The 14,563-nt window shown below is 55.7% G+C and carries 17 protein-coding genes and 1 other RNA gene; 9 read left to right on the forward strand and 9 right to left on the reverse strand.

Features of this window, described 5'->3' with window-relative positions; genetic code table 11:
- Positions 1–215: 215 nt before the first annotated feature.
- The 3 genes from AAC622_RS04420 to AAC622_RS04430 are packed head-to-tail and all read left to right on the forward strand — an operon-like array spanning position 216 to position 2,997.
- Positions 216–1,109 carry an ABC transporter permease gene (locus AAC622_RS04420; protein ID WP_340260516.1) on the forward strand — a complete coding sequence of 298 codons (894 nt, stop codon included), beginning with the start codon at positions 216–218 and terminating at the stop codon, positions 1,107–1,109.
- On the forward strand, positions 1,106–1,912 hold the full coding sequence (locus AAC622_RS04425; protein WP_340260517.1) for an ABC transporter permease: 807 nt from the start codon (positions 1,106–1,108) through the stop codon (positions 1,910–1,912). Before AAC622_RS04420 ends, AAC622_RS04425 begins: the two co-directional genes overlap by 4 nt.
- Positions 1,909–2,997, forward strand: a complete 1,089-nt coding sequence (locus AAC622_RS04430) for an ABC transporter ATP-binding protein (protein WP_340260518.1) — start codon at positions 1,909–1,911, stop codon at positions 2,995–2,997. Before AAC622_RS04425 ends, AAC622_RS04430 begins: the two co-directional genes overlap by 4 nt.
- On the opposite strand, the gene AAC622_RS04435 is transcribed toward AAC622_RS04430, so the two are convergent.
- Positions 2,994–3,236, reverse strand: a complete 243-nt coding sequence (locus AAC622_RS04435) for a sulfurtransferase TusA family protein (protein WP_340260519.1) — start codon at positions 3,234–3,236, stop codon at positions 2,994–2,996. The two genes, AAC622_RS04430 and AAC622_RS04435, sit on opposite strands and share 4 nt — an antisense overlap.
- Positions 3,237–3,343: 107 nt before the next feature.
- Here AAC622_RS04435 and AAC622_RS04440 point away from each other — a divergent pair, with 107 nt between their 5' ends.
- From AAC622_RS04440 to AAC622_RS04450, 3 genes are all read left to right on the forward strand, one after another.
- Positions 3,344–4,090 (forward strand): cytochrome c biogenesis CcdA family protein, encoded by a 747-nt coding sequence (locus tag AAC622_RS04440; protein WP_340260520.1) that lies wholly within the window; start codon positions 3,344–3,346, stop codon positions 4,088–4,090.
- 52 nt (positions 4,091–4,142) lie between these two features.
- Entirely contained in the window at positions 4,143–4,313 is a 171-nt protein-coding gene (locus AAC622_RS04445; RefSeq protein ID WP_340260521.1) for a hypothetical protein, read from the forward strand.
- Between the two features lie 92 nt (positions 4,314–4,405).
- Positions 4,406–5,299 (forward strand): fructose bisphosphate aldolase, encoded by an 894-nt coding sequence (locus AAC622_RS04450; protein ID WP_445322596.1) that lies wholly within the window; start codon positions 4,406–4,408, stop codon positions 5,297–5,299.
- Here the strand turns inward: AAC622_RS04450 and AAC622_RS04455 are convergent.
- The 8 genes from AAC622_RS04455 to AAC622_RS04490 all read right to left on the reverse strand — a co-directional run bounded on the left by AAC622_RS04455 (position 5,281) and on the right by AAC622_RS04490 (position 10,455).
- Positions 5,281–5,511 (reverse strand): ribbon-helix-helix domain-containing protein, encoded by a 231-nt coding sequence (locus AAC622_RS04455; RefSeq protein ID WP_340260522.1) that lies wholly within the window; start codon positions 5,509–5,511, stop codon positions 5,281–5,283. The genes AAC622_RS04450 and AAC622_RS04455 overlap by 19 nt on opposite strands.
- Positions 5,508–5,705: a DUF4169 family protein gene (locus AAC622_RS04460; RefSeq protein WP_340260523.1), complete on the reverse strand. Its 198-nt coding sequence runs from the start codon at positions 5,703–5,705 to the stop codon at positions 5,508–5,510. Before AAC622_RS04460 ends, AAC622_RS04455 begins: the two co-directional genes overlap by 4 nt.
- A 112-nt stretch (positions 5,706–5,817) precedes the next feature.
- The gene (gene fumC, locus AAC622_RS04465) at positions 5,818–7,212 is read right to left on the reverse strand and encodes a class II fumarate hydratase (protein WP_340260524.1); all 1,395 of its coding nucleotides are present in this window, start codon (positions 7,210–7,212) and stop codon (positions 5,818–5,820) included.
- 66 nt (positions 7,213–7,278) lie between these two features.
- The gene (locus AAC622_RS04470) at positions 7,279–7,839 is read right to left on the reverse strand and encodes a class I SAM-dependent methyltransferase (RefSeq protein WP_340260526.1); all 561 of its coding nucleotides are present in this window, start codon (positions 7,837–7,839) and stop codon (positions 7,279–7,281) included.
- A gap of 63 nt (positions 7,840–7,902) precedes the next feature.
- Entirely contained in the window at positions 7,903–8,400 is a 498-nt protein-coding gene (locus tag AAC622_RS04475; RefSeq protein ID WP_340260528.1) for an SspB family protein, read from the reverse strand.
- A gap of 79 nt (positions 8,401–8,479) precedes the next feature.
- Positions 8,480–8,836, reverse strand: coding sequence for a DUF4345 family protein (locus AAC622_RS04480; protein WP_317654854.1), 357 nt, complete (start codon positions 8,834–8,836; stop codon positions 8,480–8,482).
- Between the two features lie 114 nt (positions 8,837–8,950).
- Positions 8,951–9,304: a transfer-messenger RNA gene (gene ssrA, locus AAC622_RS04485) on the reverse strand.
- Positions 9,305–9,411: 107 nt separating this feature from the next.
- Positions 9,412–10,455: an extracellular solute-binding protein gene (locus AAC622_RS04490; RefSeq protein WP_340260529.1), complete on the reverse strand. Its 1,044-nt coding sequence runs from the start codon at positions 10,453–10,455 to the stop codon at positions 9,412–9,414.
- A 282-nt stretch (positions 10,456–10,737) separates the two neighbouring features.
- Here AAC622_RS04490 and AAC622_RS04495 point away from each other — a divergent pair, with 282 nt between their 5' ends.
- From AAC622_RS04495 to AAC622_RS04505, 3 genes are all read left to right on the forward strand, one after another.
- The gene (locus AAC622_RS04495) at positions 10,738–12,153 is read left to right on the forward strand and encodes a cryptochrome/photolyase family protein (protein WP_340260530.1); all 1,416 of its coding nucleotides are present in this window, start codon (positions 10,738–10,740) and stop codon (positions 12,151–12,153) included.
- A gap of 78 nt (positions 12,154–12,231) precedes the next feature.
- On the forward strand, positions 12,232–13,443 hold the full coding sequence (locus AAC622_RS04500; protein WP_340260531.1) for a cyclopropane-fatty-acyl-phospholipid synthase family protein: 1,212 nt from the start codon (positions 12,232–12,234) through the stop codon (positions 13,441–13,443).
- A gap of 8 nt (positions 13,444–13,451) precedes the next feature.
- Complete coding sequence (locus AAC622_RS04505; RefSeq protein WP_340260532.1) at positions 13,452–14,558, forward strand: NUDIX domain-containing protein; 1,107 nt, start codon at positions 13,452–13,454, stop codon at positions 14,556–14,558.
- Positions 14,559–14,563 lie beyond the last annotated feature (5 nt).

The following is a 14,563-nucleotide window of genomic DNA, read 5'->3' on the forward strand; positions in this document are numbered from 1 at the left end:
TGGGCCTGTCAGTGTTGGTGAAAAAGGGGCTACAGGCTTGCCTGCGTTGGTGCAAGGGCCAAGGCGCAGGCAATGGTGCGGCACGACTGTGCAGAATATTCGCGCAAGCGCCCGATCTTGCGCCTTCACGCATCGAATCCCTTGCGCAAAGATTGATTTCTTCTAAAGGTCGAATGCTATGCACCCCTGATTAGGGGCGAATTTGGGGGATATAAATGGCCCGATCCTTTGATCTGGGAAGGTTCCTGCGCCGCGATGAGACCAAAGGAATGGTTCTGATCGCCCCCCCATTCATTTACGCGGTTTTGCTGCTGGCGGCCCCTTTGGCCGCGATTGTTTTGTTTTCCTTCTGGACACAGGATTTCATGACGATTGATCGCAGCTTTACTTTGTCGAATTACCGTGAGGCCTTCACAGACCCGCTATATATGGAATTGCTGTCGCGCTCTTTGCGCATATCGTTATCGGTGACCGCCATCACGGTCGTATTGGCCTTTCCCGTGGCCTATTTCGTGTCTTTCTATGTGGCCCCAGAACGCAAATCCTTGTGGCTGTTTTTGATCACAATCCCGTTTTGGACAAGCTACCTGATCCGCGTGTTTTTGTGGCGGGTGATCTTGGCCTATGATGGGCCTGTAAACGGCACATTGGTGGGCCTTGGTGTGATAGACGAGCCTTTGGCCTGGATCCTCTATTCGGCCAATTCCGTGGTGATCACCTTGGCGCATGCTTATGCCCCCTTTGCGATTTTGCCGATTTTTGTCAGCCTTGAGAAAATAGATCGATCCTTGCATGAGGCGGGGCGCGATTTGGGAGAAAATCGCGTAATGGTGTTTTTGCGTGTCACATTGCCCCTCGCGATGCCAGGTGTTTTGGCAGCGGTTTTGATCGTGTTTATTCCGACAATCGGCGATTACGTCACCCCGCGTCTTGTGGGCGGGTCGGATGGCACGATGATTGCGAATATGATCCAAACCCAATTCATGCGCCTCAATAACGCGCCGATGGGGGCGACCTTATCGGTTTTGGCGATGCTGATGGTGGGGTTTGTCTCGCTTGTGATGATCATTGGCACATTGCGGTGGACACGCGGAGGCAAGTCGAAATGAAGGGGCAAAGTCTTAAGATCTATGTGATCCTTTATTTGGTGTTTTTATACGCACCGATTATGCTTTTGCCATTATTTGCCTTCAATTCGGGCACGGTCATCGCCTTCCCGTTGCAGGGCTTTACCTTTGGCTGGTTCATCGAGGTTTTCACCACCCAAGCGTTGGTTGAGGCCACGCGCAATTCCGTCTTTATCGCGGTCTCGGTTGCGGTCTTGTCGACCTGTTTTGGCCTCTTCGCGGCACGCGCGGCCACGCGGTATAATTTTCCTGCCAAAGGGGGAATTGTGGGCTTTGTCATGCTGCCCTTGGTTCTGCCCGAAATCATCGTGGCGGTGTCCCTATTGGTGGTGTTGATCCAAGCGGGGCTGTCCACGGGGATTTGGTCGGTGATTGCGGGCCATGTTTTAATCTGCACCCCGTTTTCAATTGCGATCCTGCAAGGCAGCTTTGCCAATATGGACAAAAGCCTAGAAGAGGCGGCTGTGGATTTGGGCGAAACACCGCTCAGCACCTTTCGCCTTGTCACCTTGCCGCTTGTCGCACCTGGCATCATTGCGTCCCTTTTGATCTGCTTCACGATCAGTCTGGACGAATTTATCATCGCCTTCTTCCTGTCTGGGAATGAGCCAACCTTGCCCGTGTATATCTGGGGTTTGCTGCGCTTTCCTGCGCGGGTTCCTGTGATCATGGCGCTTGGCACATTGCTGGTGGCGTTGTCGATTATTCTGTTGATTACTGCCGAATATTTCCGCCGCCGTGGCCTGCGCCGTGCAGGCAAGCGCGATGTTGGAGGGTTTTTATGACCAAGCAAGAGCCAATCATCCGTCTGGAGAATGTCCACAAATATTACGGCGATTATCATGCGCTGCGGGGCATCACGGCCGAAATCGGGCAGGGTGAGTTCTTCTCACTGCTTGGGCCATCAGGCTGTGGCAAGACCACGCTTTTGCGAGCGATTGCGGGCTTTGAGGATATCTCCTCAGGCGCGATCATGCTTGGCGGCAAGAATATGGAGGGGGTGGCGTCAAACCATCGCCCGACCAATATGGTGTTTCAATCCTATGCGATTTTCCCGCATTTGAATGTCGAGCAAAACGTGGCCTTTGGTTTGCGAAAATCGGGGATGTCTGCAGCGGATAAGACACGCGCCGTAGGGCAGGCCTTGGAAATGGTGGGCCTTGGGGGCTATGGCGCGCGCGCGGCACATGCGCTTTCGGGCGGGCAAAGGCAGCGTGTCGCATTGGCCCGTGCCTTGATCCTAAAGCCGAAGGTTTTGCTTCTTGATGAGCCACTTTCGGCCTTGGACAAAAAAATGCGCGAGGTGATGCAGGTTGAATTGATCAAACTGCAACGCGAAGTGGGGATTACCTTTATCCTTGTGACCCATGACCAAGAAGAGGCTTTGGTCATGTCTGATCGCATCGCGGTGATGTTCGAGGGCGAGATCGCGCAATTGGATGACCCCGAGCGGCTTTATCGCCGCCCTGTCAGCCGTAGGGTAGGGGAATTCATCGGGATGATGAATTTCCTTGAGGGCAGTTTGGCACATTCAGGCGGTTATTCTGTAGATATCGCGGGGCTTGGCCGCGCGGAGATCGCCCCCGAGCAAGTGGTTGGATCAGGCGCTGCGGGGGCAGTTTCCATTGGGTTGCGCCCTGAAACCCTGTCGATCCTCTTTGACGATGATCCCAAATCCGCGCGCACCGCCGAAGGTGTGGTGGATGAGGTCGTCTATTATGGCGATATGACCTATTATGATTTGCGCCTTGATGGGGCTGCGCGCCCTGTGCGGATTTCTATGCGCAATGTGGTGGGCCGCCCTGTTCTTGAAGTCGGCGCGCGCGCCCGCGTCAGTTGGGATCCCCGCGCGTTTACTGTTTTCACTTAACCCTGCTTTTCTACAAAAAACATATAGGTGCCATTCTCTTGGTGAGATGAGATGAGGGCGTGGCCCGCCTCGGCACAAAAATGCGGCACATCAATCTGGGCCATCGCATCGGTGGCACAGAGCTTGATTACCGCGCCGATCTGCGCCGCCCGTATCGCCTTTTGCAGACGCAAAACAGGCAGCGGGCAGCGTAAATCGCGCGCATCAATTTCAATCTCATATGGGATATGGTCTTGCATGGGGTGTGGCTTAGCGCGCGGGCCTGCCTGCCGTCCACAAGAATGTGATCTCCTGCGCAGAGCGGCCATAGGTGACGCAGCGGCAAAAATGCCCTAAAGCCAAACTTATGTTCGGAATCGATCTATATGACGCATCGCTTTTGCCCGCGATCCTAGTGGCGTTAACCGCAGGGGTGCTGAGTTTTCTTAGCCCTTGTGTATTGCCAATTGTTCCACCTTATCTGGCCTATATGGGCGGGATCAGCCTAGACGAGGCTAAGGGGCGGGGACGCAATCGTGCGGTTCTTGCGGCCTTGTTTTTTGTTCTGGGCCTTTCGACCGTGTTTCTATTCTTGGGTTTTACCGCCTCAATTTTCGGCCAGTTTTTTCTGCAAAACCAAATTCTTTTGTCCCGTATCTCGGGCGCGGTGATCATCGTTTTTGGCCTCCATTTTTTAGGGGTTTTCCGTATCCCGATGTTGGATCGCGAAGCACGGCTTGATGCGGGTGATCGGGGCGGATCTGCGCTTGGGGCCTATGTTTTGGGCTTGGCTTTTGCCTTTGGCTGGACGCCGTGCATCGGCCCGCAGCTTGGGGTGATCCTGACCTTAGCCGCGAATGAGGCCAGTCTCGCACGCGGCACAATTTTACTTGGGGTATATGCCGCGGGATTGGGGATACCGTTCTTGCTAAGCGCGCTGTTTCTTGAGCGTGCGATGGGGGTCATGGCGCGGCTCAAGCGCCATATGAAGCTGATCGAGCGGCTGATGGGGGCGCTTTTGAGTGTCGTGGGGCTTGCCCTTTTGACAGGTGCGTTTTCCGCCTTTTCTTTCTGGCTTTTAGAGAATTTCCCAGCCCTTGGTGCGCTTGGTTAAAGATTCCTTTTTCATATAGCAATTTCCACTCTTTCGGCGATAGTCTGGCCGCATGGATCGGGTGGGTCATATCGTGCGCCATAGGGCGGTGTTCTCAGTGCCAGGGTTTGACCCTGCGCTGCCACGCGCCTTGCGCGAACGGTATCGCCGCAAGGCCGCGAAACAGGCCCATCTAACCCTGCGCGCCGCCAATGGGATTTGGCTAAACATCACGCAGCGCTAACGGTAGCGATAACATCGCCCATGCCCCTATGCAGCCTTGTTTTATTGGCGTATGCAGCCAAAAAGGCGCAGCTAGAAAAAGGCGGTTTTACGATGTTTGATATGTTCCAAGACATGCGCTCGCGCATCATGACGGATGCAGGTTTTATCGCCGCTTTGGATCAATCGGGCGGCTCCACCCCGAAGGCGCTGGCGCTTTATGGCATCACGGAAGATGCTTATAGCAGCGAGGTGGAAATGTTTGCGCTGATGCATCAGATGCGCGCTCGGATCATTATGGCGCGCGATTTCACTGCCGAGAAAATTCTAGGCGCTATCCTGTTCGAGCGCACCATGCGCGACACGATCAACGGCACGCCTGTGGCAGAACTTCTGTGGCGCGATAAGGGCGTTGTGCCGTTTTTGAAAATCGACAAAGGCTTGGAAGAGACGCGCGATGATGTGCAGCTTCTTAAACCGATTTCGGGCTTAACGGCGCTTTTGTCAGATGCGCGCGCCTTTGGCGTCTTTGGCACCAAGGAACGCTCGGTCATCCATGCCGCCAATTCTGGTGGCATCGAGGCGGTCGTGGCGCAGCAATTCGATCTTGCGGCAGAGGTCTGCGCAGCAGGGTTGGTGCCGATTATTGAGCCAGAAGTGAATATTCACGCGGATACCAAATCCGAGGCGGAAACCCTATTGCGCGATGCCATTGCCCGCCATTTGGATCAACTGGCCGTTGGCCATGAGGTGATGCTCAAGCTGACCATTCCAAATGAAGCAGGGCTTTATGATGGTTTGGCCGATCACCCCTGTGTCTTGCGGGTGGTGGCCCTGTCGGGGGGCTATAGCACAGATGACGCTTGTGCGCGCCTGTCGCAAAACCCAAAAATGATAGCAAGCTTTAGCCGTGCCCTGACCGAAGGCTTAAATGTGGCGCAATCTGATGCCGAATTTAACGCGGCACTTGGGGCGAATATTGATAAGATTTACCGCGCGTCTCTTTGAGCGCGCAATTCTTTTAGGACAAATAACCTAATCGCCGTGGCAAGGCCCGAGGATAATCCACGGGCCTCGTCTATTTCTGCGGCTAGGGCATTCACCGACTGCCCGCGCGCAGCGGCAATAGCGCAGAATTCCTCCCAAAACGGAGTCTCCAATGAGACGGAGCTGCGATGCCCGCGCAAGGTGAGGGAATGCTTTTTGGGGCGGTCAGTCATTCTGCATCATATTCTGAATCGGGGGTCAGTTTATGCTGATCCAACACTTCGCGAAGACGCGCCTTGCGCGTGGCGGCGAGTAATTTCTCAGCCTTTGATTGACCAAATTTTACAGCATTTTCAGATGCCTGTTTGCGGTTCTTCATGCGTTGTTTTTCCTTGCGCGCGCGGCGTAGATTGATGATCTGGCTCATACTCGTCACTCTTTGCAAGGTGGCTATCTGGCGGTTTCATCAGTGATTTGGCAAGAAAAATGGGGTGCCTGCAAGAGGCACCCCATCATCCGTGATGAAAATGCAGCAGTGATTAGCCTTTTGGGCCAATCATATCTTCGGGCCGCACCACGCGGTCAAAGGTTTCCCCATCGACAAAGCCCAGATTGATGGCCTCTTCGCGCAAGGTGGTGCCATTCTTATGCGCAGTTTTTGCAACTTTGGTGGCATTGTCATAACCGATCGTGGGCGCAAGCGCGGTGACCAACATCAGGCTTTCGCGCATTAGTTTTTCGATCCGTTCGACATTGGCCTGTGTGTCTTTCAGCATACGCTCGGTAAAGCTATCTGCAGCATCCCCCAACAGCTGCATGGATTGTAGCAGGTTATAGGCCATCATCGGGTTATAGACGTTCAATTCAAAATGGCCTTGGCTGCCCGCAAAGGAAATCGCGGCATCATTGCCCAAGATATGGGCGCAGACCTGTGTCATCGCCTCGGCCTGTGTTGGGTTCACTTTGCCGGGCATGATTGAGCTGCCTGGTTCATTTTCGGGCAGGATCAATTCCCCAAGGCCCGATCGCGGTCCAGAGCCCAAGAAGCGCATATCATTGGCGATCTTATAGGCGGCCATCGCCGTTGTTTTAATCGCGCCCGACATAAAGACCATCGCATCATGCGCGGCCAAGGCTTCGAATTTATTGGGCGCGGTTATGAAGGGCAGGCCCGTGATCCGCGCCATGTTGGCCGCAACGGTGGTGTCCCAGCCTTTATCTGTGTTCAGGCCAGTGCCAACCGCTGTGCCGCCCTGCGCCAATTCGTAAATGCCCGGCAGGGCCATTTCGATACGGGCGATCCCATTGCGCATTTGCTGCGCATAGCCCGAGAATTCTTGCCCCAAGGTCAGCGGGGTCGCATCTTGGGTATGGGTGCGGCCAATCTTGATAATGCCTCTGAACTCCTTGGCCTTCGCCTCAAGGGCGGTGGCCAGTTTGTCGAGGCCAGGCAGCAACACATCGCGCGCGGTCATTGCGGCGGCGATATGCATGGCGGTGGGGAAAGTGTCGTTAGACGATTGCCCCATATTGCAATGGTCATTGGGGTGAACGGGGGTTTTCGAGCCGATCACACCGCCCAAAATTTCAATCGCGCGGTTCGAGATTACCTCATTCGCGTTCATGTTGGATTGCGTGCCAGAGCCTGTTTGCCACACCACAAGGGGGAAATGATCATCAAGCTTGCCATCGATCACCTCTTGCGCAGCGGTGATCATGGCATCGGCCAAGTTCGCGGGCAGTTTGCCGCTTGCCTTATTCGCCTCGGCACAGGCGCGTTTGATCATCCCAAGGGCGCGCACGATGGCAACGGGCTGTTTCTCCCACCCAATGGGGAAGTTAATTAAGCTGCGCTGTGTCTGCGCGCCCCAATAGCGGTCGGCAGGAACCTCCAACGGGCCAAAACTATCGGATTCGGTGCGGGTTTGGGTCATCAAAGATCCTCCAGTATGCTGTTGCATACCAAATAGGGCCTGCGCTGCTTAATCGCAACGGGGAATTTAGTGCATCGGCCGCGTAAAGCGATAGACGCGGGCAGGGGGCAGGTTGCGCCAAATCTTATCGCTGCGTGTCCATGACAGGGCCATCTCTTTGCGCAGATCGGCATTTACCGAAGGGTTTGGCCCATAGGTGAATTGCACAAAGCTGCCCTCGCGCGCGAGGCTGTTGAAACTGCCTTTGAGAATATCGCGCTGCACCCCAATGGGCATCGACAGGAGCGGCAGGCCCGAGATCACGGCCTGCACATTGTTTAACCCTAATCTTTCGAGATCACAGGCGCTCATGTGATGGACATTCACCCCTGCAAAACTCTCGCGCAGATGGGTGCAAAAGTTGGGGTTCATCTCAACCGAATGCAGCATCTGCGGGGCAATGCCACGGCCCAAAATGGCGCGGGTGATATTGCCCGTGCCCGGGCCCAATTCGATCACGGGGCCTTTATTGGGATCAAGACCTGCGACCATCTCTTGGCACAGCGCCGCCGATGAGGGGGCCAATGCCGCAACCTGATGGGGTTTTGACACAATCTGAGAGAGGAATAGGCGCAGATGTTTGTTCATACCGCATCCGATGCAGGGTTATTGTAATTTATTTATGTCGAATATGCGGAATGCCCACAAATTTCAGGTATTTTTTCTGAACCTATCCAGAGATACCACTTCGCCCTGCGCTTTGGCCCCTTTCGGGGCGAGGTCGGGGTCTGTGACGGGGTCATCCTCGGCGGGGGTGTCTGGATCAGGGGTGTCATCTTCGGCTTCCACCGATTCAAACCGCAGACCAAATTCAACCGAAGGATCAACAAAGGTGACAATCGCGTCAAAAGGCACGCGCAGCGCCTCGGGGTTGTCGCCAAAATTCAGAACGATGGAAAACCCGTCCTCATCCACCTCAAGCGCGTCATACCAATGTTGGATCACAATGGTCATTTCCGCGTCATAGCGCTCGCGCAGCCAATCGGCCATTTCCACATCAGGATGGCCCGTGGAGAAGGTGATAAAGAAATGATGGTTCCCAGGCAGGCCGTTATCCGCAACATCCTCTAGCACAGTCTGGATCAGCTTGCGCATCGCGTGATGCATCAAGCGACCATAGGGGATAGAGGCGTTGGAACTCGAACTCATCATCATTGCCTTTACTGCATCTGCAGACCCAAGCATAGAAGATTCGGAACGGAAAGAAAGCGCGGTTTTGGCCCGCGCCTCAGCTGTTTGCGAGGATCAACCACGCGGCTAATCCCGCCTCGCAGCCAAAAAAGGTCAGGCTTTGACGCGACCACGCCTTGTCGCGCAGGATCGAGGTGATCCGACCAAGCGCCGCCCCCGCATAGGCCAATCCCACCACAACCCATGCCAGCGGGTCATTGATCAAGATCGCGCCCAGACCAAGGCCCACAAACAAACAGCCCGAGGCGGCAGAGACTTCGGTATAGGCCATATTGGTGGGGCCTGCGCGCATATCAAGCACATCCATCGTCCAACGCGTGGCCAACCACCCAAGCGCGCCAAGGGCGATGGTGATCGCGCCCGCCGCGAAATTTAGAATATCAACGATGCCCATCTGACCCTTCCAAGCCCTGTCTTTCGTCTTATTCGGCCGGAACAGGGGATTGGATCACTTTTCCTTGCATCTGCAAGAAAATCTTTTTCGCGATTTAGGTGGCAATCGGGGGGAAGTGCAGGCTTCTGTTGCCAGGTGCCTGCGGACCCCGCCTTACGCGGCTAGGCGCAAGGGCTTAGTTTCGGCGACCCGAACTGCTTACGCAGCCAGAGCCATTGCCGGAGCACGGTTGTCATTTGCAACTGTACGATTTGAACCGATAACGGTGGTATCTCACCGAGACAAAGCTAACCCCTTTAGACGTTCGTCGATCCTATTTCGGCCCCATGATCCGCAAATGACGGGGTATGGTGGAGCCGCCGGGTACCGCCCCCGGGTCCGATCCGCTTATTACGAGCGCGTTTATGTCCATAGCCCCGCGAAGGGGACAGGGGGATTATAGGCGCTGTGGGGGCGGATGGGAAGGGGGGGCAGCCTTCTAATGGTTGGTTCGATTAGCGTCCGTCCCACGCCCCCCCAAACGCAAAACGAGCGCCCTTTCGGGCGCTCGTCTCGTTTCCACCTTCTGACCTAAATCAGAAGCCTGCTTTGATCCGCACAAAGGCCTCGGCCTGTGCCTCGCGGCGGTCGTTGCTGATGGGCAGCTGTGCCAGAACGGGCACGGTCACTTCGCCCAAGCCATTGGCCTCGAGCGTTTCTGCGCCAAGGGCGGCAAGGGCCGCGCTATTGGCGGTGCCAAAGCCGCCATCAAGCAGGGGCTGTGCTGACACCTCGGACTGCATCGCGTTGACGAAGTCATAGGCCTTGTCCTCCGACCCTGGCGCATCGGCCATATTCACATAGCCGCAGAGCCAGACAGATGTGCCCTCGACCGTGTTGCGCGCGAAGCCAACGGGGAAGCCCTCATCGGCCAATGCCACGGGCACCTCGTTCCAAGCCCAAGCCACCAGAACCTCGCCCGATGCCATCAACTGGCCCAATTCGGCGGGGTCGGTCCAATAGGTGCGCAGGTTTTCGTGAATCGAACGCAGCCATTCGGTGGCCGCCTCAAACTCGGCATCGGTGGCTTTGGTCCAATCGGTCACGCCCGTGGCGAGATAGGCCAACGCATAGGCGTCATCGACATTGTCAGGGATCGACAAGCGGCCCGCGAAGGCGGGATCAGTGAAGACCTGCAAGGAGGCCACCTGTTCAGCGGTCACCTCTTCGGTGTTATAGGTGATCGCAGTTGTGCCGTAATCGGTGGGCAGGAAGAACAATTCAGACGTGCCCGCAAGCACATTTTGGCCCACAAGGCTTGCGTCCAGATCATTGAAGGCCGCGATGCGGTTCTGATCCCATGGTTCAATGATGCCCGACTCTTGCCAACGCGGCACGGAGCCTGCGCAGATATGGGTCACATCGGATTTGAACCCAGAGACCAGACGCTGAAACGCTTCATCTTCATCCCCGAAGAACACAAAGCTGGGGCTTGCGCTATGTTGGTCGATATAGGGTTGGTGGTAGCCGGGTTCTTCAAAGCCCGAATAATCGAACACGGTCAATTCGCTATCTTGGGCGAGGGCCACACCAGACATCGCCATCAGTGCAACAGTGCTAAAGAGCATTTTCTTGGTCATAAGCAGCAATCCCGATCCTGTGAGTTAAGGGAAAAATCGCAACGGACGCTAGGGCGAAGCCAACCATCACGCAAGAGGATTCGCGAAATTCGCGCTTTGGGATCGGGCAAGCGCCAAAACATTGAGCAGTTTGTGACCCGAGATTTTACCCCCCATACCTTGACCCGCCAGATGCTGCACTAGCTTGCACCCAAAAGATTGGGTTGGGCCTTGTGACACCGCCCCAAAACAGGAAATGCCAAGGCCAATCGCGCCAGCGGCCAAAGATAATAAAGAGGGGCCATGACAGACGCGCCTGTCCTATATTGGATCCGCCGTGATTTTCGCCTCAGCGATAATCCAGCGCTTGTGGCCGCCGCCGCCATGGGGCCTGTGATCCCCGTTGTGGTTTTGGATGACAGCGTTGATCAGATGGGCGCGGCCTCCCGTTGGCGCTATGAAATGGGGCTGCGCGCCTTGGCCCACGCCTATCGCGCCCACGGTCTTGATCTGGTGATCCGCAAAGGGGCGGCTGATGCGGTCTTGGCGGATCTTGTGGCCACGACTGGGGCCAAGGCGGTGCATTGGAACAGGCTCTATGACCCCCATGCCCGCGCGCGCGACAGCGCCATCAAGACCGCGTTGCGTGATCAAGGCATCGCTGCGCAGAGCCATAATGGCCATCTCCTGTTCGAGCCATGGGAAGTGCAAACAGGGCAGGGCGGGTTTTACCGCGTCTATACCCCCTATTGGCGCGCGGTGATGGGGCGTGATGTGGCGCGCCCCTTGCCTGTGCCAGCCTTGCGCGGGGTCGATCATGCGCTTGACAGCCTATCGGCCGAGGATCTGAACCTTGCGCCGCAAATGCGCGGTGGCGCCGAGGTTTTGGCGCGCTATGCGCAAATCGGGGCAGAGGCCGCCCAAACCCGTCTGGCGCAATTTCTCGATCACAAGGTGGGCGCTTATAAGGACAAGCGTGATTTTCTCGATCAAGACGCCTGTTCTAACCTGTCCGAGCATCTCTCGCTTGGAGAAATCAGCCCGCGCGAGATTTGGCATATGGGGTGGGAGGCACATCGCCATGGTGCGGCGGGGGCCGAGCATTTTGTGAAGGAATTGGTTTGGCGCGAATTCGCCTATCATCTTATGTATCACTCGCCCCAGATTGCGACTGAGAATTGGCGCCCTGACTGGGACAGTTTCCCATGGGCCACCGACCCGCATGCCCCGCAGGTTCTGGCGTGGAAACAGGGGCGGACGGGCATTCAAGTGATCGATGCTGCGATGCGCGAGCTGTATGTGACGGGGCGCATGCACAATCGCGCGCGGATGTTGGTGGGGTCCTATCTAACCAAACATATGATGTGCCATTGGAAAATTGGCCTTGATTGGTTCGCCGATTGCCTGATTGATTGGGATCCCGCCGCCAATGCGATGGGGTGGCAATGGGTTGCGGGCTCTGGCCCTGATGCGGCCCCTTATTTCCGCATCTTCAACCCAGAAACCCAAGGCGAAAAATTCGACAAGCACGGGCGGTATCGGGCGCGCTGGATTGCTGAGCTATCAAACCCTGCACCGCAAACCGCGCTTGATTTCTTCGAAGCCGCGCCGCGGTCGTGGAATTTGCAGCCTAATATGGGTTATCCCACCCGACCCATTGTGGATCTGGCCGAGGGGCGCGCGCGGGCGCTTGCCGCATATAGCGCGCGAAATTCTTAACACATGCAACGATGAGATGAATTCGCTTGAGCCTGCACAGGTTTAAGGCGAAACTGGCTGATAGTGTCAGGGGGAACGATGACAATAAAAACAACCACCAAAGGTGAACCAAACCTACCGCGCTATTTTGAGGCGGTTTTTGCCAAATCTGTGGACATGAAAAACGGCCGTTTGGATATGGTTCTGCCCGATGGTCGCATCTTCCGCGCCGAAGGGGCTGGACAGGGGCCTGTTGCTGAAATTCACATTCACAATGTGGATGTGTTTGCGCGCCTGATCCGCGAAGGGGATCTTGGGTTTTCCGAGGCCTATTTGGATGGGTGGTGGTCAACCCCTGACCTGCAAGCCTTTCTTGATCTGGTTCACGCGGGCAATGACGATATCTATGATGGTTTCTTGGGTCTCAAAATCGCCCGCGCCTACGAGCGCTTTCGGTTTTGGCTGCAAAGCAATTCCAAATCTCAAGCGCGCAAGAATATCTCTTATCACTATGATCTGGGCAATGATTTCTACAAATTGTGGCTTGATGACACGATGACCTATTCCTCGGCCCTGTTCCAAACGGGCCAAGAAAGCCTTGAGGCCGCGCAGATCGCCAAATACGCCTCGATGGTGGATCAGATGGGCGCACAGCCTGGGGATCATGTTTTGGAAATCGGCTGTGGATGGGGTGGGTTTGCCGAATATGCCGCGCGCGAACGCGGCCTTAAGGTCACGGGCCTAACCATCTCGCGCGAGCAGCATGATTACGCGGTTGATCGGATTGCCCGCGCGGGCCTGTCTGATCAAGTCGAGATCAAGATGCAAGATTACCGCGATGAAACGGGGCTTTATGATGGGATCGCCTCGATTGAGATGTTCGAGGCGGTTGGCGAGAAATATTGGCCCGTCTATTTCAAAACGCTGCGAGATCGCTTGAAACCTGGCAGACAGGCAACTTTGCAAATTATTACAGTTCAGCATCGCCGTTGGCAGATTTACCGCAATACGGTCGATTTCATTCAGAAATATATCTTTCCCGGTGGTATGCTGCCATCGCCCGTTGTTTTGCGCGAAGAAGTGCAAAAAGCGGGGCTTGAGGTTGCGGGGTCAATTGAATTTGGCGAAAGCTATAGCCAGACCTTGCGGCGTTGGTGTGACACTTTCAACGATCGTTGGGATGAGGTGGCCGCCCTTGGGTTTGATGATCGCTTCCGCAGGATGTGGAATTTCTATCTAACCTCTTGTGCCGCAACCTTTCATTTCCGCAATTGCGATGTGACCCAAATCACGGTGCGCAAGCCAAGCTGAGGGATAGTATGACTGATCTCGCGCTTTACGGCACGCTGCGTGATCCTGATATCCTCAAGATTGTCTTAGGGCGGGCAGGGGGCGAGATGCCATCTGCCCGTCTCTCTGGCTATCGTGTGGCGATGGTTGCAGGACAGCATTATCCCATGATCTGGCCCGAGGGCGGGGCGGACTGCGAGATAGAAATTTTGCAAGGGTTGGATGCGGGCGATCTCGCACGGATTGATTTTTATGAGGATGTGTTCGGATATTCCCGCATAACCATTTCCCATGAGGCGCGACCGCTGCAGATTTATCTGCCACCTGAAGGTGGGTCTTGGCCGAAAGGTGGGGTCTTTGATCCTGCAACTTGGGCTGTGGCACATGGCGCACTCACCCGTTTGGCCGCGCAAGATATCATGTCGTCATATGGCATTGAAACGGCCAAGGTCGTTGCCGCCCGCCTGCCGATTATTCGCGCAAGGGCGCAGGCCCATCTGCGTGCGGGCGATCATCCGCCCGTGGGCAAGACCCCCAAGCGCAACATGAGTATCGTTCATCAAGATATTGTCTATAATGGATTTTTTAATTTAATTGACATTGCAGCCTCCTATCAACGATTTGATGGCAGCCTGTCTGATCCTGCGGGGCGTTTGATCCTTGATCTTGGCGAAGCTGTCACTGTGCTGCCTTACGATCCCAAGCGGGACTTGGTGCTTTTGATTGAACGATTCCGCCCTGCCGCGGTGGTTCAAGGTGATCCAAACCCATGGCTGCATGAGACTGTGGCAGGCATATGTGACGAGGGCGAAACCTACGAGCAGACTGCGCAGCGCGAAGCTCGCGAGGAAGCAGGGGTCGCGCTGCACGCGCTGCATCTCATCGGGCGGTATTACCCAAGCCAAGGGGCGGTTGCGCAAATCCTGATTTCTTACATCGGGCTTGCTGATTTGGCGCAGGATTATGACAGCACCCATGGCCTGTTGGCCGAAGGAGAGGATATTCGCGCCTTAACCTTACCCTTTGACGCAGCCTTTCGCCTTGTGCGGGAGGCGCGCCTGAGCAACGCGCCGCTTTTGCTATCCTTGATGGCGCTTGATCGCATGCGTGCCGAGCGGGGCTGGCCCTCACAATAGCGCCA

This window comes from Roseobacter sp. HKCCA0882, assembly GCF_037805225.1.
Taxonomy (GTDB): domain Bacteria; phylum Pseudomonadota; class Alphaproteobacteria; order Rhodobacterales; family Rhodobacteraceae; genus M30B80.